Origin of the sequence: Luteimonas flava (assembly GCF_036584485.1) — a bacterium.
Taxonomy (GTDB): domain Bacteria; phylum Pseudomonadota; class Gammaproteobacteria; order Xanthomonadales; family Xanthomonadaceae; genus Luteimonas; species Luteimonas flava.
Genome location: NZ_JAZHBM010000003.1, coordinates 103,616 through 124,179 on the forward strand (window position 1 = coordinate 103,616; position 20,564 = coordinate 124,179).

General features: G+C 69.1%; 15 protein-coding genes and 1 pseudogene. 9 read left to right on the forward strand and 7 right to left on the reverse strand.

The features are described 5' to 3' along the window. Nucleotides 1-60 precede the first annotated feature (60 nt). Complete coding sequence (radC, locus tag V3391_RS12935) at nt 61-735, reverse strand: RadC family protein (protein WP_332078844.1); 675 nt, start codon at nt 733-735, stop codon at nt 61-63. Nucleotides 736-908: 173 nt separating this feature from the next. On the opposite strand from radC, the pseudogene coaBC reads away from it, so the two are divergent. The 4 genes and pseudogenes from coaBC to V3391_RS12955 all read left to right on the forward strand — a co-directional run bounded on the left by coaBC (nt 909) and on the right by V3391_RS12955 (nt 6,150). Further along, nucleotides 909-2,125: pseudogene (coaBC, locus tag V3391_RS12940) on the forward strand (bifunctional phosphopantothenoylcysteine decarboxylase/phosphopantothenate--cysteine ligase CoaBC). Then, a complete protein-coding gene (gene dut, locus V3391_RS12945) occupies nt 2,122-2,595 on the forward strand; it encodes a dUTP diphosphatase (RefSeq protein ID WP_332078845.1) in 474 nt (157 codons plus the stop codon). The pseudogene coaBC and the gene dut overlap by 4 nt, the downstream one beginning before the upstream one ends. A gap of 12 nt (nt 2,596-2,607) precedes the next feature. Beyond that, the gene (locus tag V3391_RS12950) at nt 2,608-4,944 is read left to right on the forward strand and encodes a phosphomannomutase/phosphoglucomutase (RefSeq protein ID WP_332078847.1); all 2,337 of its coding nucleotides are present in this window, start codon (nt 2,608-2,610) and stop codon (nt 4,942-4,944) included. Between the two features lie 333 nt (nt 4,945-5,277). Next, nucleotides 5,278-6,150, forward strand: a complete 873-nt coding sequence (locus tag V3391_RS12955; RefSeq protein WP_332078849.1) for a DNA ligase — start codon at nt 5,278-5,280, stop codon at nt 6,148-6,150. 476 nt (nt 6,151-6,626) lie between these two features. Here the strand turns inward: V3391_RS12955 and V3391_RS12960 are convergent, their stop codons facing one another. The 3 genes from V3391_RS12960 to V3391_RS12970 form a co-directional block, all read right to left on the reverse strand. After that, nucleotides 6,627-7,667, reverse strand: a complete 1,041-nt coding sequence (locus V3391_RS12960) for a patatin-like phospholipase family protein (protein WP_332078850.1) — start codon at nt 7,665-7,667, stop codon at nt 6,627-6,629. Nucleotides 7,668-7,766: 99 nt separating this feature from the next. Then, a complete protein-coding gene (locus tag V3391_RS12965; protein WP_332078851.1) occupies nt 7,767-9,461 on the reverse strand; it encodes a M28 family metallopeptidase in 1,695 nt (564 codons plus the stop codon). A gap of 50 nt (nt 9,462-9,511) precedes the next feature. Then, nucleotides 9,512-10,117: a hypothetical protein gene (locus V3391_RS12970; protein ID WP_332078852.1), complete on the reverse strand. Its 606-nt coding sequence runs from the start codon at nt 10,115-10,117 to the stop codon at nt 9,512-9,514. 107 nt (nt 10,118-10,224) lie between these two features. Here V3391_RS12970 and V3391_RS12975 point away from each other — a divergent pair, with 107 nt between their 5' ends. Then, nucleotides 10,225-10,962, forward strand: coding sequence for an ATP-binding cassette domain-containing protein (locus V3391_RS12975; RefSeq protein WP_332078853.1), 738 nt, complete (start codon nt 10,225-10,227; stop codon nt 10,960-10,962). Between the two features lie 35 nt (nt 10,963-10,997). Next, complete coding sequence (locus tag V3391_RS12980; RefSeq protein WP_332078854.1) at nt 10,998-12,434, forward strand: ABC transporter permease/substrate-binding protein; 1,437 nt, start codon at nt 10,998-11,000, stop codon at nt 12,432-12,434. A 6-nt stretch (nt 12,435-12,440) separates the two neighbouring features. Here the strand turns inward: V3391_RS12980 and V3391_RS12985 are convergent, their stop codons facing one another. The 3 genes from V3391_RS12985 to ku form a co-directional block, all read right to left on the reverse strand. Next, nucleotides 12,441-13,049, reverse strand: a complete 609-nt coding sequence (locus V3391_RS12985; RefSeq protein WP_332078855.1) for a hypothetical protein — start codon at nt 13,047-13,049, stop codon at nt 12,441-12,443. Between the two features lie 63 nt (nt 13,050-13,112). Next, the gene (gene ligD, locus V3391_RS12990) at nt 13,113-15,728 is read right to left on the reverse strand and encodes a DNA ligase D (protein ID WP_332078856.1); all 2,616 of its coding nucleotides are present in this window, start codon (nt 15,726-15,728) and stop codon (nt 13,113-13,115) included. A 1-nt stretch (nt 15,729) separates the two neighbouring features. Beyond that, on the reverse strand, nt 15,730-16,665 hold the full coding sequence (gene ku, locus V3391_RS12995) for a non-homologous end joining protein Ku (RefSeq protein WP_332078857.1): 936 nt from the start codon (nt 16,663-16,665) through the stop codon (nt 15,730-15,732). Nucleotides 16,666-16,813: 148 nt separating this feature from the next. On the opposite strand from ku, the gene V3391_RS13000 reads away from it, so the two are divergent. The 3 genes from V3391_RS13000 (at nt 16,814) to V3391_RS13010 (ending at nt 19,996) form a co-directional block, all read left to right on the forward strand. Beyond that, nucleotides 16,814-16,993 (forward strand): hypothetical protein, encoded by a 180-nt coding sequence (locus V3391_RS13000; RefSeq protein ID WP_332078859.1) that lies wholly within the window; start codon nt 16,814-16,816, stop codon nt 16,991-16,993. Between the two features lie 104 nt (nt 16,994-17,097). Further along, nucleotides 17,098-19,275 (forward strand): beta-glucosidase BglX, encoded by a 2,178-nt coding sequence (gene bglX / locus V3391_RS13005; protein WP_332078860.1) that lies wholly within the window; start codon nt 17,098-17,100, stop codon nt 19,273-19,275. A gap of 19 nt (nt 19,276-19,294) precedes the next feature. Then, a complete protein-coding gene (locus V3391_RS13010) occupies nt 19,295-19,996 on the forward strand; it encodes an alpha/beta fold hydrolase (RefSeq protein WP_332078861.1) in 702 nt (233 codons plus the stop codon). Nucleotides 19,997-20,564 lie beyond the last annotated feature (568 nt).

Consider the following 20,564-nt stretch of genomic DNA (forward strand, 5'->3'; position numbering starts at 1 on the left):
GTGCACGCGGAACCGCCGCACGCGGCGTCGCGTGTGCCGTTCGATGCGCGCGGTCGGCGCTCACACCCAACCCCGCGCCGCCAGCGAGACCGCCGCGCCATCGCCGACGACGAAGTGATCGAGCAGCCGCACGTCGACCAGCGACAGCGCCTGCTTGAGTTGCGCCGTCACCGCGCGATCGGCGGCGCTGGGTTCGCGGCTGCCGCTGGGATGGTTGTGGCCCACGATCACCGCCGCGGCGTTGTGCGCCAGTGCGCGACGCACGACCTCGCGCGGATGCACTTCGGCGCCGTCGATCGTGCCGCGGAACAGTTCCTCGAAGGCCAGCGCGCGGTGCCTGCTGTCGAGGAACAGCACGGCGAAGACCTCGTGGGCGAAGCCGCGCAGACGCTGCGAGAAATAGCGGCCGGCGGCGGTGGGGTCGGTCATCGCCTCGCCGCGTGCGAGATCGGCGGCGAGCACGCGGTTGCCGAGTTCCAGCGCCGCCGTCAGTGCGCAGGCGCGTGCGGGGCCGAGGCCGGGGAGCGCCGCGAGTCCGGCGGCGCCGCGTTCGATCAGCGCGCGCAACGGTCCGTGCGCGGCGAGCAGTTGTCGCGCAGTCGCGACCGCGTCCTGCCCGCGCAGGCCCGAGCCGAGGAAAATCGCCAGCAGTTCGGCATCCGACAGTGCGGCCGCGCCCTGTCCCAGCAGTTTCTCGCGCGGCCGTTCGCCGGCCGGCCATTCGCGGATGTGCATGCGGTCTCCAGACGGAACGCCGGTGCGGGGCGTCGCGTCCCAGGGGAAGGATGCGCGCCGCGCCCGGACCGGCGAGGCCTTCATTGCAGCGCGCGCGGCGCAGGCCCGGCAGCGGCTGCGGACATCGCTTCGGGTAAGCTGTCGGCCGGTTTTCCGGTAGGACAACGCCGACGATGGGCGCCGCATCGACCCCGCTGCACGGGCAGCGCATCCTGCTGTGCGTGTGTGGCGGTATCGCCGCGTACAAGGCCGCGGACCTGGTCCGCCGCCTGCGTGACGCCGGCGCCGAGGTCCGCGTGGCGATGACCGAGAGCGCGCAGCATTTCGTGTCCGCGACGACCTTCCAGGCCGTCTCGCACAATGCCGTGCGCACCACGTTGTGGGATCCGGGCGCGGAAGCCGCGATGGGCCACATCGAGCTCGCGCGCTGGGCAACGCGTGTAGTCGTGGCACCGGCGACGGCGAACACGCTCGCCAAGCTCGCGCACGGCTTCGCCGACAACCTCGTGACGACACTGTGCCTGGCGACCACGGCGCCGCTGACCGTGTGCCCGGCGATGAACCACCGCATGTGGCTGCATCCGGCGACGCAGGCGAACATCGCGCTGTTGCGCGAGCGCGGCGCGCAGGTGATCGGCCCCGAGGACGGTCCGCTGGCCGAGGGCGAATCCGGCCCCGGCCGTCTCGCCGAGCCGCAGGCGATCGTGGCCGCGCTGCCGGTATGAGCACGTTGCTCACCGGATGCCGCGTGCTGGTCACCGCCGGCCCGACGTTCGAAGACCTCGATCCGGTCCGCTTCCTCGGCAACCGCAGCAGCGGCAAGATGGGCTTCGCGATTGCCGCCGCCGCGCAGCGTGCCGGCGCCGACGTGGTGCTCGTCGCTGGCCCCGTGCACCTGCCGACGCCCGAAGGCGTGCAGCGCATCGACGTGCGCTCGGCCGCGCAGATGCATGCCGCCGTGTTCGATGCGCTGCCGGCCGATCTCTACATCGGCGCGGCCGCGGTCGCGGACTTCACCCCGGCGCAGGTCGCCCCGTCGAAGATCAAGAAGCGCCCGGGTGAGGACGGCCTCGATCTGCATCTGGTGCGCACCCGCGACATCCTCGCCGACGTCGCCGTCGCCGACCCGCGCCCGCAGCTGGTCGTCGGCTTCGCCGCCGAAACCGACGATGTCGACGTCAACGCGCGCGGCAAGCTCGCCGCCAAGCGCGTCGATCTGATCGCCGCCAATCGCGTCGGCATCGCCGGCAGCGGGTTCGAAGGCGACGACAACACGCTGCTGGTGCACGACGTCGCGGGCCACGTGCAGCTGGGCCCCGCTTCCAAAGCCGAAATCGCCGACCGTCTGGTCGCGCTGGTCGCCGCCCGCCTCACACAGGATCCGCGATGAGTACTGCCGCCACGCACCACATTCTCGATGTCCGCGTGCTCGACGCGCGCTTCGGCCAGCAGTGGCCGCTGCCGGCCTACGCCACCGACGGCAGCGCCGGTCTGGATCTGCGCGCCGCGCTCGACGAACCGCTGACCCTGCTGCCCGGCGATGTGTCCCTGCTGCCGTCGGGCCTGTCGATCCATATCGGCGATTCCGGCCTGTGTGCCGTGGTGTTGCCGCGATCGGGCCTGGGCCACAAGCACGGCATCGTGCTCGGCAACGGTACCGGTCTGATCGACGCCGATTACCAGGGCCCGCTGATGATCAGCATCTGGAACCGCGGCAAGGACGCCTTCACGATCGAGCCGGGCGACCGGATTGCGCAGCTGGTCATGCTTCCGGTCGTGCGGGCGACCCTGAATGTGGTGGATACTTTCGCCGAGACCACGCGCGGGGCCGGGGGGTTCGGCCATTCCGGCGTGCGCTGACGGGGAATGCAGATGAGCGAGAAGGAACCGCGACAGGCGGCTGCAGTACTGGCGCAGCTGCGCCAGGCCGCACCATTGCTGGCCGTGCTGCTGGCCGTGCTGGCGCTGTGGTTCGCCTGGAACGGCTGGCAGCAGCTGCGCGGCGAACAGCGCACCACCGCCGCCGAACAGGGACGCGATGCCGCGGTCGGCGCGACGCAGCAGTCGCTGGGCGCGGAACTCAAGCGCATCGACGCGCGCATCGCCGATGCCGCCGTGCAGCGCGCGCTGGCGACGGGCGATCTCGCCGCAGCCGGCACCGCGCTCGCCGCCGACTGGCCGCAGCTCGAAGCCGCCACGATCGTGCCGGCCGATCTCAAGGATGCCTACGCGGGTCTGGACGATGGCGGCTTCGGTCGTCTGTCCGCGCTCGAAGCGGCGCTGGTCGAGGACCGCGCCGTGCTCGCAATCGCCCAGATCGACGGCGCGCCGCGCGTGCTGATCGCCGCGCCCGCGCGTGTGGACACGCGTCTGGCCGGCGTCGCCCTGGTGCAGCTGCCGATGGCGCTCGCGACGGCCGGTCTCGAAGCCGCGCCGCTGGACGGCGCGACCTATCTCGCGCTGCGTCAGGGCAACCACACGCTGCTCTCGCGCGGCGACGAAGGCCTGTCCAATGTCGCGGCGCGCATGGCCCAGCCGATCCCCGGCACGCCGCTGCGCATCGCCGCCGCCGTGCCGCGTGTCGACCCGCCGTTACTGGGTCTGGGTGCGATCCCGCTGCTCGCCGGTGCGGGCGTGTTCCTGCTGCTCGCGGTGGTGGTGTACCGACTGCCGCGCGGCGCCACGTCGGTCGCCAGGGCCGAAGACACCACGCCGACGTTCGCCGAGGCACTGCGCACGCCGGCAGACGGTGTCGAAGGCGAGGACGGCATCGCGCCGCCGCCTGTGCCGGTGCGCACCGAAGCAACGAAGAAGAAGGCGACGCCGTCTTCGGTGGTGCTGGATCCGTCGATCTTCCGCGCCTACGACATCCGCGGCGTGGTCGGCACGACGCTCGATGCGGGCGTCGCCGAACTGATCGGCCAGGCCGTCGGTTCGCTGATGCGCGAACAGGATCTGGCCGACATCGTCGTGGGCCGCGATGGCCGCCTGTCGGGCCCCGATCTCGTCGCCGGCCTGATCGCCGGTCTGCGCAAGGCCGGGCGCAACGTCATCGACATCGGCATGGCGCCGACGCCGCTGGTCTACTTCGGCGCGTATCACCTGCGCACCGGCTGCTGCATCTCGGTGACCGGCAGCCACAACCCGCCGGACTACAACGGCTTCAAGATCGTCGTCGGTGGCGAGACACTGTCGGGCGATGCGATCACCGATCTGCATACGCGCGTCGCCGACGACCGCCTGCACACGGCGCCGCAGCCGGGCGCGGTGTCCGAGCGCGACATCAGCGAGGACTACGTGCGGCGCATCGCCGACGACATCCAGATCGCGCGTCCGCTGAAGATCGTCATCGATGCCGGCAACGGCGTGGCCGGCGAACTCGGCCCGCGCGTGCTGGAAGCGATCGGCGCCGAGGTCGTGCCGCTGTACTGCGACATTGACGGCACGTTCCCGAACCATCATCCCGATCCGAGCGAGCCGCAGAACCTCGAAGACCTGGTGCGCACGGTGCAGCGTTTTGACGCGGACCTCGGCATCGCATTCGACGGCGACGGCGACCGCCTCGGCGTAATCACGAAGGACGGCGAGAACATCTTCGCCGACCGCTTGCTGATGCTCTTCGCCGCCGACGTGCTGGAACGCAACCCGGGCGCGATGATCGTCTTCGACGTGAAGTGCACCGGCCGCCTGCCCGGCCACGTGCTGCGCCACGGCGGCAGTCCGCTGATGTGGAAGACCGGTCACTCGCTGATCAAGGCCAAGATGCGCGAGACCGGCGCCGAACTGGCCGGCGAGATGAGCGGCCACTTCTTCTTCGCCGAGCGCTGGTACGGCTTCGACGACGGCATCTATGCCGCCGCGCGCCTGCTCGAAATCCTCGCGCTCGACGACGACCCGTCGGCAGTGCTCAAGGCGCTGCCCAACGGCATCTCGACGCCCGAGATCAAGGTGCCCGCGCCCAACGACGATCCGCACAGCTTCGTCGCCCGCGTGCAGGCCGAATCCGCATTCGACGGCGCGCGCCTGTCGACGATCGACGGCGTGCGCGCCGACTGGCCCGACGGCTGGGGGCTGGTGCGTGCGTCGAATACCACGCCGGTGCTGGTGCTGCGCTTCGACGCCGACACCCGCGATGCGCTCGTGCGCATCCAGCAGACCTTCCGCCAGCAGCTGCTGGCGATCGATCCCGGTCTGGCGTTGCCCTTCTAAGCGCGTCTTCCGCCTACGGCGGAGACACGTTGGCCCCTCTCCCTTCAACGGGAACGAGGGAACCATCGGCGGATGCCGATGGTGGGGTGAGGGCGGCCCCTTTGCGGAAAAAACGCGTCAGGCGACGAAGCGCTTCGACGCATTACATCCGTCGAACACAGACGATGGGTTTCGCTGCGCTCGACCCATCCTGCGAACGCAGTCATGGCATCTCGTGCCCGGAATCCCACATCGGACTGCGGGCCCCGCCGACGACGTTTCACTTCCTGAGGCGATCCCAACGACTCGCACCCGCATCGCACGCTGGCTGCCCGAATCCACCGGAGTCCGCCGATGCCGCTCCGCCATGCACTTCGAAACCTTTCGCTCGCATTGATTCTGCTGCTGTGTGCGGTCTCCACCGCGCTGCAGGCCGTCACGCCCTCGCCGCCTGCGCTGATGCTCGCGCGCGATCTCGGCACCACGCCGATCGACGTGCCTGCGTACTTCGTCAGCGAGAAACTCGATGGTGTGCGCGCCCGATGGGACGGCCAGGCGCTGTGGACGCGCGGCGGACATCGCATCGCGACGCCGGCGGGCTTCGTGCAGGGCTGGCCGGCGACACCGATGGACGGCGAACTGTGGATCGCGCGCAACCGGTTCGATGTCGTCAGCGGCATCGCACGCAGCACGCGGCCCGACCCTGCGGCGTGGGAGGCGGTGCGCTTCATGGTGTTCGACCTGCCCGCGCATCCGGGACCGTTCGCCGAACGTGTCGCCACGATGCGGACGCTCATCGCGCGGACCGCGCATCCGCAGCTGCGCATGGTCGAACAGGACCGCGTCGCATCGCGCGCCGCACTCGATGCGCGTCTGGCGCAGGTCGTTGCAGCCGGTGGCGAAGGTCTGATGCTGCACCACGCCGATGCGCGCTACGGCGTCGGACGCAGCAACGCGCTGCTCAAACTCAAGCCGCACGACGATGCCGAAGCGCGCGTGCTCGCGCATGCGCCCGGCAAGGGCAAGTACACGGGCATGCTCGGCGCGCTCGTCGTCGAACATCACGACGGCCGCCAGTTCCGTATCGGCACCGGCTTCACCGATGCGCAACGCGCCGATCCACCGCCGCTCGGCAGCTGGGTCACGTATCGCTACAACGGCCTGACGTCGACGGGCCTGCCGCGCTTCGCACGCTTCCTGCGCATCCGCGATGAGATGCCCAACTGAAAAGCGTCATCCGCGCAGCGGATGACACCGACGTCCCTCTCCCGCTTAGGGTGAGGCGTCACGCCTGCGAGCCACGGGCTCGCGTGACGGCGAACGCCCTCGCGGCTCGCGAGGGCAGGGGCGCAGAGCGCGGGAGGACCATTTGCGAAGCAAATGGTGGGGTGAGGCCAGGCCCCTCGCGGGAATGTCCGCTTCCGAAACTGCTTGATTGCTGCAACGCGATCAGGAAATCGCTGTGCCACCGCAACGGCAACTTCGATCCTGACGCATCCAAGCGCCACCAATCGTCACCAGGCACGTTTCGGCAGAACGCCGGCAACATTGCAGCAGCGAGCTACCCCACAAGCCTCAGCCCTCACCCCAACCCCTCTCCCAGAGGGAGGGGGGCTCCTCGCGCGTCATCGGTTGCACTTCGTCGCGCGAAAAACGAGCGCAAACGCGGAACGCATAGTCACCAACCACCAACCAACACCCGCTCAGCAGGCCCGTTCCTTCGCGAACGGATTGAGGCGGCGCACCCAGCTGTCGCCGCAGTCGATGTCGACCGGTTCCGGTTCCACCGGCTTGACCGGCGTGCGTGCAGCGACGCGGGCGCGCTCGAGTTCGGCGATCTTCGCGCGGATCTGCGGCATCGCGGCCAGCGCGGCGCGTTCGCCCTGCAGGATCGCCGCGTTGCGCTGCTCGAAACTCGCCGGGCCGATGTCGTTGACCTGCGGACGGATCACCACGTCGGCGCGCGCGAGCTCCTGGCGGCCGAGGTTCTGGCCCATGATCGCGATCGACTGGTTGACGATGCCGAGCATGCTGCCGGGCATCGTGCCGCTGGCCTTGCTGGAGATGTCGACCGCGATCACCAGGTCGGCGCCGAGCTGCTTCGCGGCATCGACCGGCACCGGACTGACGACGCCGCCGTCGACGTAATGCCGGTCGCCGATCTTCACCGGTTCGAACACGCCCGGCACGCTGCTCGACGCGCGCACCGCCTGGCCGGTATTGCCGCGCACGAATACGATGCGGTCGCCGGTTTCCAGTCGCGTCGCGACGGCGGCGAAGGGAATGCGCATGCGGTCCAGCGTGCGGTTGCCGACTTCCTGGTTGACGTAGTTCTGCAGCGCGACGCCCTGCACCAGGCCGCCGGAGAACAGGCGCACATCGCGGATGCTCGACTCGTCGAGCGCAACCGCGCGCTCCTGCATCTGGAACGGATCCATACCGCTGGCGTACAGCGCGCCGACCACGCTGCCGGCGCTGGTGCCTGCCACGACATCGGCCTTGATGCCGTTGGCCTCCAGCATCTTGATCACGCCGATATGCGCGAAGCCCTTCGCTGCGCCGCCGCCGAGCGCCAGGCCGATACGCACCGGCTGCGGCCGCGGTGCGACCGCTGCGGGTGTCGTCGGCTGCACCGCGACCGGCGGCGTCGGACGCACGTCGTCACGACCACAGGCCGCGAGCACGCACAGGCCGGCGACGAGGAGCGCGGTACGCGCCTGGCGGAACGGGGTGCGGAAACGCATGCGAGGGACGCCGGTTCTGGAGTGCCGCCGAGGATACCGGCGTCTCGCCTGTCGGCGGCTGAAGCACCGCGCGTGTGCTTGCGGACCTGCGACCGCTGATCAGCGCGCGGGACGGCTGCCGAAACGTGTGCCGAAGAAGTCGCCGTCGTTCCAGCGCGGCGGTGCATCGGCATCGCCGACGATACGCGTCAATGCGACCACGACCTGCGCCATCCGCGCGGCATCGCCGTACTGGATCGGCAGATCCACCTGGTCGCAGGGCTGGTGGTAGCAGTTGCGCAGGAACCAGGTCGCCGCGATCTTCGGCTTCTGGTCGTCGTTGGCCGGCGCGACGCCGGCATCGAGATACAGCGCGGGAATGCCCGCGCGCACGAAGGCGTACTGGTCGCTGCGCACGAACGCGACTTCTTCCGGGAACGGATCGGGCGACACCTCGACGCCGACTTCGCCGGCGGCCTGCGTCACCGCAGCCGACAGCGTGGAATGTTCGCTGCCGATCGCGACGATGTCGCGCGTGGGCGCGGTCAGGATCGGCATGTCGATATTGAGGTTGGCGACCAGCCTGCCGGCCTTGGCCGGCGGATGCCGCGCCAGCCATTCGGCGCCGAGCAGGCCCTGCTCCTCCGCGGTCAACGCAGCGAAGACCGTACTGCGCGCCGGCGCGGTGTCGCTTTCGGCCAGCGTGCGCGCGGCCTCGATCAGGATCGCCACGCCCAGCGCATTGTCGAGCGCGCCGTTGTAGATCGCGTCGCCGTCGACCGGCGTGCCGGTACCGATGTGGTCGAGGTGCGCGGTGTGGACGAGCGACTCGCCGGCGCGTGCCGCGTCGCGGCCCGGGAGCACGCCGAGCACGTTGCGCGATTCGAGCGTGTCGATGCGGCTGCGCGTGCGCAGCGTCAGCGTGCCGGGCAACGCGAAAGGCTTCAGCGTGCCGGCGCGTGCGGCCTCGAACAGTTGCGCAGCCGAGCGCGGGCCGTCGGCGAAGACCAGGTCCGCGGCAGTCGCGGCGACGCGCGCGCTCGCACGCAACTGCGCAGGCGCATCGACCGGACGATCGTCGGCATCCCGCAGGCGCATCGCCGGCCGTTCCGCCTGCGCGACGCTGCGCGCCCACGGCATGCCGGCTTCGTCATCGACGGTGTTGACCAGCACCAGACCGACCGCGCCGCGCGCGACCACCGCGTCGGTCTTGGTGCGCAGGCTGGCGTAGTGCGCCTGCGGATTCGGCTCGAAACCGCGCGGCGCGCCGCCGAACACGACGGCGATCCGGCCCTGCAGCTCGACCCCGGAGAAGTCGTCGTGGCCGAGTTCCGGCGCGTGGATCGCCTGTCCGACGAACACCGCCGGCGCGGTGACCTCACCCTCGACGGCGTTGAAATCCGGCATCGGCAGGAACTGGTCGTTCGGCCGCAGCGCGATCGTGCGGCCATTGCGCGACACCGACAGCGTCGCCGCGGCCGGATCCGCCACCGCGCGCACCAGCGGCACGCGCTGGAACCAGCTGCCGTCGTCGCCGGCCGGCTGCAGACCGCTCTCGGCGAAGCGAAGCGCAACGTGTTCGGCGGCACTGTCGAAGCCCGGGGTGCCGGTCTCGCGCCCGGCCATCGCATCGTCGGCCAGCACGCGCACATCGGCCTCGATCCGCTGCCCGGCCGGCGTCTCGTTGACGACTACCGCCGCAGGCGGCATCGGCGCACCCGGCGCGGTCTGCGCCTGCACCGCCGCGTCGCTGTCGCGACCGCCACAGGCGACCAGCCACAACGCGCAGGCGACGGTCAGAAGGGGACGGGACATGGGCGGCTCCGGTGCGGGAGGGCGACGGTAGCACGCAGGTCCCCGACGCTTCATGCGGGCATGAAGAGACCCATCACCACCAGCGCCCAGAACATCACGCCCAATGCGATCCAGCACAGATTGGCCCAGGTGACGCGACGGTTGCTGCTGCCATCGGGATCGCCACAGGCGTGGTTGGCGGCACTCTGGATCTGCAGCAGCGCGAGCGTGATCGGTGCGATGGCCGCGATCGCCAGGATCCCCGTCATCGGCGATCCGATGCCACGGCCGTCGAGGCGACCGAGGATGTTGCTGGCGATCTCGAAGACCACATAGGTTGTAGCGAGCAGTCCGGGCGACCAGCGGACGTCACGACGGCCCGGTCCGAGCACGGTCTCGATGCGCGCGACGAGTGCGTGGGTGAAGAAGATCGAAAAGAACGCGCGTGGCACCGGCCAGATCGACTCGTGCTGGCCCTGTCCGCGTCGATAGCGCTGCCAATGCATGTAGAACCAGTACAGCCCGTAGACCCCGAAGGTCGCGACGTAGAGCACGCAGAACTTCGGGATGGACACGACGTAGAACGTGTGCGCCCGCAGCGCGTCTGTCGGTGATTCGGCGCGGATCTCGCTGGCCGGCGGCGCGTAGAGATTCGGTTCCGGGCGGATGTCCTGCATCGTTGCGTCCTTGCAATGAGAAGCCTGCATCGTATGTCCGGGCGGCGGCCACGAACAGCCGCCCGATCACGACACGTCGCCGTCCTGAGCTGCGCTACTGTCGGCCCATGTTCGAACTCCACCAGGTGCAGCGCCGCTTCGGCGCGACCGTCGGTCTCGACGGCATCGATCTGCGCATCGCGCCCGGCGCGACGACGGCGCTGATCGGGCCGAGCGGGGCCGGCAAGTCGACGGTGCTGCGGCTGCTGATCGGTCTCGAATGGCCGGATGCCGGGCAGGTGCGGTTCGAGGGCGCGCCGTTGCGCCGAGACGCGCTGCTCGCGCACCGGCGACGCATCGGCTACGTGATCCAAGAAGGCGGGCTGTTTCCGCATCTCGATGCGATCGGCAACGTCGGTCTGCTGCCGCGCACGCTGGGCTGGTCGCCCGCGCGCATTACCGCGCGTGCAAGCGAGCTCGCCGCCCTGTGCCGTCTGCCGGACAATGCCTTGCGACGCTATCCGGCGGAGCTTTCGGGCGGTCAGCGGCAGCGCGTGGGCCTGATCCGCGCGCTGATGCTCGATCCCGACGTGCTGCTGCTCGACGAGCCGCTGGGCGCGCTCGATCCCATCGTCCGCTTCGACCTGCAGGCCGAGATGCGCGCGCTGTTCGCGCGTCTCGGCAAGACCGTCGTGCTGGTGACCCACGATGTCGCCGAGGCCGCGTGGTTCGCCGACACCATCGTGCTGCTGCGCGACGGGCGCATCGTCCAGCAGGGGGCGCCGCGGACCCTGCTCGATGCGCCGGCCGAGCCTTTCGTGCGCGCTTTCATGACCGCGCAGCGCGGCGTCGAGGATGCCGCGTGAGGCGGGGCGTGCGGTGCGCCGTCGCAGTTCTGCTGATGCTCGTGTGCGGCAGCGCTTTCGCCGCGCCGGTTGTCGTCGGCTCGAAGAACTTCACCGAAGGCGTGCTGCTCGGCGAGATCGCGACCCAGGCCGGTCGCGAGGCCGGCGCCGACGTACGCCACCAGCGCCAGCTCGGCGGCACCCGCATCCTGTGGCGGGCGCTGCAGGACGGCAGCATCGACGCCTACGCCGAGTACACCGGCACGCTGGCCGACGAGCTGCTGCAGAAGCCAGGCGCCGATGTCGCGACGCTGCAGGCGGCGCTCGCGCGCGAAGGCCTGGCGATGACGGCGCCGCTCGGCTTCGACAACAGCTACGCGCTGGGCATGCGGCGTGCGTACGCGGCCGGACTCGGCATCCGCACGCTGTCGGACCTGCGCGCGCATCCCACGTTGCGGCTTGGTCTGAGCAACGAGTTCATGTCGCGGGCCGACGGCTGGCCGGGTCTGCGCGACGCGTACGCGTTGCCGCAGTCGCCCGATGGTCTCGATCACGACCTGGCCTACCGCGCACTCGCCAACGGCGCGATCGACGCGACCGATCTCTATCGCACCGATGCCGAGATTCCGTATCACGACCTCGTCGTGCTGCGCGACGATCGCCATTACTTCCCGTCCTACGCGGCGGTCTATCTCTATCGCAGCGATCTGGCGCAGCGCGCGCCGGCGTTGCGCGACGCACTGCATGGACTGGAAGGGCGCATCGATGCGGCGACGATGCAGCGGCTCAACGCACGCGTGAAGCTCGACCGCGAAGCGGAATCCGGAGTCGCTGCCGACTGGCTGGGACTGGAAGCACCCGACAGCGACGGACGCGTCCCCCGCATCTGGCAGCGCACGCGTGAACACCTCGCGCTGGTCGGCATCTCGCTCGGCGCCGCACTGCTGGTCGCATTGCCGCTGGGCGTCCTCGCCGCGCGTCGACCGCGCCTCGGACAGGCCGTGCTGGCGCTGACCGGCGTGCTGCAGACCTTGCCGTCGCTGGCGGTGTTCGTCTTCATGATCCCGCTGTTCGGCATCGGCGCCGGCCCGGCAATCGCAGCGTTGTTCCTCTACAGCCTGCTGCCGATCGTGCGCAACACGCATGCGGGACTGACCGCGATTCCGCGCGAGTTGCGCGAGACCGCCGCGGCGATCGGCCTGCCGGCCGGCACGCGTTTGTGGCGTGTGGAGCTGCCGCTGGCACTGCGCACGATTCTCGCCGGCATCAAGACCGCGGCGGTGATCAACGTCGGCACCGCGACGCTCGGCGCACTGATCGGCGCGGGCGGTTACGGCCAGCCGATCCTGACCGGCATCCGCCTCGACGACATCGGCCTGATCCTCGAAGGTGCCGTCCCGGCGGCGCTGCTCGCGCTCGCGGTGCAGGGCGTGTTCGAGATCGCCGAGCGCGTGCTCACGCCGCGGGGACTGCGATTGGCTGCGCGGCGCTGACGCGGATCAGAGCGTACCCGTGCGCAGGCCGTCGTAGACCGTCCACGCGGTCGCACTGATGCCGAGCAGGATCCAGGCGAGGTTGTAGATCGTGAAACGCCGGTTGCGGCGCGCATCGGGATCGCCGCACGCGGCGTTCGCCGCCAACTGCATGCGCAGCAGGCATGCGCAGTTGACCGGAATCACGATCACGCCCAGCCACTCGAGCCACAGCCATGCATCCGACACGTGGAATATCAGCCACGGCCATGCGATCGCACTGCCGTAGTTGAGGACTTCCATGACCACGAACAGCGTGGCCAGCGTCATCGGCCACCATCGCCGGGTGACGCCGCGTTCGATCAGCGTGCTGTCGATGCGGCGCGCCAACGCGTGGGCATAGAACAGACCGAACACCGCACGCGGCACCGGCCAGATCGTCTCGCGACGTCCCACGCGCCAACGCGACCAGTGCATCCAGAACCAGAACAGCTGGTAGAGGCCGAGCGTGGCGACGTACAGCACGACGAACTTCGTCGGCGCCACCACGTAGAACGGCGCGTCGCGGATCGTTTCGGGCGGGGTGTCTCGGACTTCGGTCGCCGGTGGTGTGTAAGGGTCGTGCGGGATGCTCATGGATGTCGATCGGCATGCGATGGGTCATGGACGCGCCGCATGCTACCGGACCGCCCGTGCGCCTCAGTCGACGATGCCGTCGAGCGACTGCCGCAGCGCCATGAAATCACCCCAGGGATGCGTTTTGAGACGCTTGAGCCGGGCAAGTGCGTTGCGCAGCGTCCAGGCGTCGCCGGACTTGAGCTTGCCCAACTCCTCCCAGCGCAGCGGCATCGACACCGGTGCGCCCGCGCGTGCGCGCAGCGAGAACGAGGCGATCGCAGTCGCGCCGCGGCCATTGCGCAGGTAGTCGACGAAGATCTTCTGCTTGCGGAATTTCTTGGTCGCGGTGGCCACGTACTTGAGCGGGTCGAGTTCGGTCATGCCCTGCGCGAACGCATGCGCGAACGGCTTGACCACATCCCAGTCGCTGCCCGGATCCAGCGGCACCACCACGTGCAGCCCTTTGCCGCCGGTGGTGCGCACGAAGGATTCCAGCTTGAGCTGCTGCAGCAGCCCGCGCACCTGGCGCGCAGCGGCGACGATCTCGGCCCACGTCACGCCGTCGCCCGGATCGAGGTCGAACACGATGCGGTCGGCGGTCTCTGGCGCATCGGCATGCGCGCCCCAGGGGTGGAATTCCAGCGCATTGAACTGCACCAGTTCCATGACCGCGGCGGCGTCGTTGGCGACCAGATAGTCGCTGGCGCCGGCCTCGTCCTTGAGCCGCACCGTCTCGACCAGGGTTATGCCGGCGGTGTGGTGCTTCTGGAAGAAGCAGGGACCGTCGATGCCGCCGGGGCATCGGATCACCGACAGCGGACGCCCGGCGATCTCCGGCAGCAGCCATGGCATCGCCGCAGCGTAGTAGTCGGCGACATCGCGTTTGGTCAGCGCGTCGCCGGGGAACAGCACCTTGTCCGGGCTCGACAGGGTCGGCGGTACGCGTTCGATGTCGGTAATGCGCGTCGTACGCTTTTTCGCGGGCACTTTTGCAGCGGCTTTCGAAGCCGCCTTCGTGGCCCGCTTGGCAGTCTTCTTCTGCGTCGGCGCTGCGGCGCTTGCCGATCGTTCGCTTCGCTTGGCCATGTCGTTCGCTCCGTCGCGATCGCTGTCGTGCAGATCGTCCACCGACTTGTCGGGCCGCACCGCTTTCAATGACGGCTGGCGCAGCAGGCCGTGGCCGCCGGTGCCGCGCGAGAACACCTCGACGACGAAACGCGGCGCGAACCATTTCGCCGCGCGCAGATCGGTGTCGTTCGGCGGCACGTACACGCTGGGCTCGCTGCGGCCGGCGCGGCCGATCCGCGGGGTGAGCTCGTCGAGCAGGGCATCGCTGAAGCCCGAGCCCACGCGGCCAGCGTAGCGCCAGCCGTGCTCGGCATCGGGACGTGCGAGCAGCAATGCGCCGAAGCCGCTGCGGCTGCCCTTGGGCGGGGTATAGCCGACGACCGCATATTCGTCGCTGGCCAGCTCTTTGGTCTTGCGCCAGTCGTCGCCGCGTCCGGGCCGATAGCCACGATCGCTGCGCTTGGAGATGATGCCTTCGAAGCCGGATTCCGACGCCAGTTCGATCGCGGTGTCGGCGTTGCCTTCGATGTGCGTGCTGAAGGCCAGGTGCGCGGGCGGCGCGTCGCCGAGGATGCGCTGCAGCAGCGCCTTGCGGGCAAGCAGCGGCGCTGCGCTGATGTCGACGCCGTCCACGTGCAGGAGGTCGAACAGCACCAGCGCCAGCGCGCCCTGACGCTCGCCCGACAGCGTGCCCTGTAGCAGATTGAAATCTTCGCGGCTGCCGCGGCCGGCGATGAGTTCACCATCGAGCGCCGCCGATTTCAGCCCGAGCCGTGACACTGCTTCGGTGATCTCTGGCACCTTGCCGGTCCACTCCAGCGCATTGCGCGACCACAGTTGCACCTGGCCACGCGCGACGGTGGCCAGCAGCCGGTAGCCGTCCCACTTGAGTTCGTGCAACCAGGTCTCGCCAGCAGGCGCGGCGTCGCCGAGTTTCGCGAGTTGCGGCTCGAACGCGCCGCTCGGCACCGCACCGCGCTTCGCTCCGGGCAACTTGCGCGCCTCCGCGGCCCAGTCGTGGGCGCGCCGGGTCGGCACGTCGATTGCGGTCTTCTTGCGCTTGCGCGCCTTGCCGGTGCCGGCGCGCTTCGCATCTTCGGCCGGCGGCGCGGGCACGTCGGCGAGCAGGTCGTCGGCTTCCAGCGTGCCGGCGTAGTCGTCGCGGTCCTTGAACAGCAGCCACTGCGGCTGCTTCGCTTGCTTGCCGGAGCGCACGAGATGCCAGCGCCCCTTGAGCTTGCGGCCGAACAGTTCGAAACGCAGATGGCCCTTGGCCAGGCCGGCTTCGGCATCGCCATCGGCGGCCCACACGCCGGTATCGAACTGCGCGACGTGGCCGCCGCCGTACTGGCCTTTCGGGATCTCGCCTTCGAATCCGGCGTAGTCGAGCGGGTGGTCCTCGACCTCGACCGCCATGCGCTTCACATCCGGGTCGTAGCTCGGCCCCTTCGGCACCGCCCAGCTCTTCAGCGCATCGCCGACCTGAAGACGGAAGTCGTAATGCCGCCGGCTGGCATGGTGCAGCTGCACGACGAAAATCGCGCGGCGTCCGCGTGGCGCGGGCTTGCCCGGTTCCGGTTCGCGCGTCGCATCGAACTTGCGCTTGCGCCGGTACTCGGTCAGCGACATCTCACGAGGCCTTGCGCGTGGTCTTCTTCGCTGCCTTGGTTGCAGGCGTCTTGGCGGCTTTCTTCGTCGCCTTCTTCGCGGCCTTCTTGGTCGTGGACTTCTTCACCGGCACCTTGTCGGTGCTGCCTGCGGGCGTGCGCGTGTTGTCCTTGAGGCTCTTCTGCAGCAGGGCGACGAAGTCGACGACGTTGGTCGCGGCGTCCTCTTGATGGGCCGGCGCGTCGACGACCTTGGTCTTCACGCCCTTGGCCTTGATGCGCTTCTTGATGATGTCCGACAGGCGCTCGCGGAATTCGTCGTGGTAGGCGTCCGGCGCCCAGTCGGCGGCCATCGAATCGATCAGCTGTTTCGCCATCTGCACCTCCTTGTCGGCAATGCGGTAGCTCGACGCGCTGCCGGTGGGCAGTTTGTAGTCGGCCGGGTCCACGAGTTCCTGCGGATAACGCAGCAGCATCAGCACCAGCGCATCGTCCTCGGGCATCACCGCGCACAGGTACTCGCGGGTGCGGATCACGACGCGGGCGATGCCGATCTTGCCGGTCTTCTTCAGCGTCTCGCGCAGCAGCACGTAGCCCTTCTCGGCCTTCTTGCCCGGCACCAGGATGTAGGGCTTCTCATAGAAGCGCGTGCCGATGCTGCCGGCATCGACGAAGGCTTCCACGTCGACGGACTCGTGCGATTCGGGCGCGGCCGAGGCGATGTCTTCCTTCTCGATGACGACGTAGCTGCCCTTGTCGTACTCGAAGGCCTTGACGATGTCCTTCCACGGGACCTCTTCGCCGGTGTCGGCATTGACGCGCTCGAAGCGGATCGGCTTCTTGTCGCGCGAATCGAGCATGCGGAAGCTGAGATCGGTCCGGCGTTCGCCCGACATCAGCGAGACCGGGATGTTGAGCAGGCCGAAGGACAGTGAGCCGGACCAGATGGGACGTGCCATGGAAGCCTCCGATGCACCGGCGCGGGGCGGCCGGCCGCATGAACTCCGGAAGCTCGCACCGCTGCCGTGCATCGCGCGTCAACCCGGGGCGCTGAAGCAGGCCTTCGGATTCACGCGCGCGCGCAGGTCACGGGGCCACGGTGACCGCATGCACTCATCCCCGACATCGCCGCCCGATTCGGACGCCGACCGGCAGCACGTGGAAGAGACCCAGGATGAAGCGCTGGACGAGACCTTCCCGGCCAGCGATCCCGTCTCGCCCTTCATGCCGGCCCGCCGCCCTGCGCCACCGCCTGCGTCCGCGCCGACCGTGGACGACCTCGGCTGAGCGCGCTGCGGCTGTTCCTGCGCGCCGCGCGCGGCGATACTGGACCCGCCTGCTGGCGTGCGTCCTATAATCGCCGGCTGTAATCGTTTACACGGGAACAATTGATGCGCCTGGATGACCGGCTCGAAGCGCTGCTCGCACGGATGACCCTCGAGGAGAAGATCGGCCAACTCGGCATCTTCGCCGACATGCTGCGGCCGTTCGCGGCCGACGTGAATCCCGAGATGAACGAGCTGAACGCGGGCGAGCTGCGCGAGCAGATCCGCGCCGGGCGCGTGGGCGCGGTGTTCAACGGCGTGGGCGCGGTGCAGGGTCGTGAGTCGCAGCGCATCGCGGTCGAGGAGAGCCGGCTCGGCATTCCGTTGCTGATGGGCGCCGACGTGATCCACGGCATGCGCACCGTGTTCCCGATCCCGCTGGGCGAAGCTGCGAGCTTCGAGCCGGCGCTGGCCGAGCGCACCGCGCGCGCCGCGGCAATCGAGGCGACCGCCTGCGGCCTGCACTGGACCTTCGCCCCGACGCTCGACATCGCCCGCGACCAGCGCTGGGGCCGCGTGGCCGAAGCCGCCGGTGAGGACGTGGTGCTCGGCAATGCGTTCTCGGCCGCGCGCGTGCGCGGCTTCCAGGGCAGCGATCTGACCGCACACGATTCGATGCTCGCCACGCCCAAGCACTTCGTCGGCTACGGCGCGGTCATGGGCGGCCTGGACTACAACAGTGTCGAGATCGCCGAAGGCACGTTGCGCGACGTGCACCTGCCGCCGTTCAAGGCCGCGCTGGATGCCGGCGCGCTGACGGTGATGAGCGCCTTCAACGATATCAACGGCGTGCCGGCGTCGGCCCACGACGGCCTGCTGACCGATCTGCTGCGTGGTGAGTGGGGCTTCAAGGGCTTCGTGGTGTCCGACTACACCGCGGACTTCGAACTCGTCGCACACGGCTTCGCCGGCGACGACCGCGAGGCGACGAAGCTGTCGTTCACCGCCGGCGTCGACATGAGCATGCAGAGCGGTCTCTATGCCGCGCACCTGCCGGACCTCGTCGCCAGCGGCGAAGTTCCGATGGACGTGATCGACCAGGGCGTGCGCCGCGTGTTCGCGGTCAAGCAGGCGATCGGCCTGTTCGACAACCCGTATCGCTCGCTCGATCCCGAGGTCGAAGCCGCGCTCGATCCACAGGCGTTGCACGGCGACCTCGCGCTCGACGCCGCGCGCCGTTCGATCGTGCTGCTGAAGAACGATGGCGATCTGCTGCCGTTGCGCAAGTCCGGCCAGAAGCTCGCGCTGATCGGCCCGTATGCGCGCGACCGCGACAACATCGAAGGCTGCTGGACGCTGTTCGGCGACAAGCGCCTGCACGTCAATCTCGAGGACGGCCTGCGTGCCGCGCTCGAGGACGGCGACGCGCTCGACGTCGTCGACGGCAGCGGCATGGAAGAGGCGATCGATGGCGGTCTCGAGGCCGCGGTCGAGGCCGCGCGCAATGCCGACGTCGTGCTGCTCGCGATCGGCGAACCGCAGAGTTTCAGCGGCGAGGCGCAGTCGCGCACCCAGATCGTCATTCCCGCCGCGCAGCAGGCGTTGGCCGAGGCGGTCGCCGCGACCGGTACGCCGGTCGTCGTGCTGCTGCGTCACGGCCGCGCGCTCGCGCTGCACGGCGCGGTGCACGACGCGCAGGCGATCCTGGCGACCTGGTTCCTCGGCACCGCGACCGGTCCCGCCGTTGCCGAAGTGCTGTTCGGCGACTACAACCCGTCCGCGCGTCTGCCGGTGAGCTTCCCGCGCGATTCGGGCCAGCAGCCGCTGTACTACAACCGCCAGCGCACCGGCCGCCCGGAACTGCCGACGATGTCGGAGTTCAAGAGCCGCTGGCGCGAGATGCCGCACAGCGCGCTGTATCCGTTCGGCCATGGCCTGTCGTACACGCGCTTCGTCTACGGCGATGTCGAGCTGTCGGCCGACACGCTGGACTGGGACGGCACGCTGACCGTGTCGGTCACGCTGCGCAACGATGGCAGCTGCTTCGGCGAGGAAGTCGTGCAGCTCTACATCCACGACCGCGTCGCCAGCCGCGTGCGCCCGATCCGCGAACTCAAGGATTTCCGCAAGGTCGCACTGGCGCCGGGCGCACACACCACGGTGTCGTTCACCCTGCATCGCGACCAGCTCGCCTTCACCACGCGCAGCGGCGCGTTCGCTGCCGAGCCGGGGCTGTTCGACGTGTGGATCGCAGCCGATTCGGAAGCCGGCACGGCCGCGCAGTTCACCCTGCTCAAGGCCTGAGGCGATTGCGGCCGACATCGTGAGCGACCGCGCACCGCTGCTGTTGCTGCCGGGACTGCTGTGCACGGCCCGCTTGTGGCAGGCGCAGATCGACGCGCTCGACGATGTCGCCGAGTCGCACGTCGCCGATCTCACGCGGCACGACAGCGTCGGCGCGATGGCAGAACGCGCCCTCGCCGATGCGCCCCCGCGCTTCGCGCTCGCCGCGCTGTCGATGGGCGGCTACGTCGCCTTCGAAATCCTGCGCCGTGCGCCGGAACGCGTGACGCGTCTGGCCTTGATCGCGACCAGCGCGCGTCCCGATTCACCGGAACGCGCCGCCCAACGCCGCCGCGGCATCGACGCGATCGGCCGCGGCCGCTTCGTCGGCGTGACCCGCCAGCTGCTGCCGAGCCTGGTGCATCCATCGCGCGTCGATGGGCTGATCGGCGGCATCGTGCAGTCGATGGCGGCCGAGGTCGGCGCGGACGGGTATCTGCGGCAGCAGGCGGCGATTCTGGGTCGTCCGGATTCCGAGCCGCTGCTCGCGTGTATCGAGGTGCCGACATTGATCGTCGTCGGTGAGGACGATCGGCTGACGCCGCCGGTCGAGGCGGAAGCGATGCACGCGGGGATCGCGGGGTCGACGTTGCATCGGTTGGAGGTGTGCGGGCATTTGCCGCCGCTCGAGCGGGCAGATGAAACATCAGATTTGATGCGGAACTGGCTAGCCGCTCCCTGATCTTGTTGTCGATCGAGGAGTAAGCGCTCTGCACTTGCGACCAGTCCAATCGCCACTTGTTTCTGCTCTTGCCGTCGATGTTCTGTAGCTCAAAAGCCACTTTGCATTTGCATACCCGGAGGGCGCCGCCCACGGATGGGCGGCGTTTTCCGACCGAGGCAGGATGCCGAGTCGGAAAATCCCGTTGGACTACAAACCGCGGGCTGCGGACTTGTCGGGGAGACGTTTTTCTTTGGTTCCGTTTCTTTTGGCGTCCACCAAAAGAAATGAACTCGGCCGCTTCAGCGGACGAAAGCGGTTGACGTTGCTATTCCGCTTCGCTCTCTCATGGCGAAAAGCAAAATCAAACGCTTCCACTCACCTTGCGGCGAGCGGGTTCATTTCTTTTGCTGGCCCAAAAGAAACAGAACCAAAGAAAAGGGCCAGCCCCGACGAAGCTCACCCGGCGTGTCATCCGTTCCGGGATTTTTCGACTCGCCATCCTGGCTCGGTCGAAAAACGACGGGCATCCATGCCCGTCGCCCTCCGGGTCTGCGTTTAAGCCCGGAGCGTCCTGAAGATCGAGATC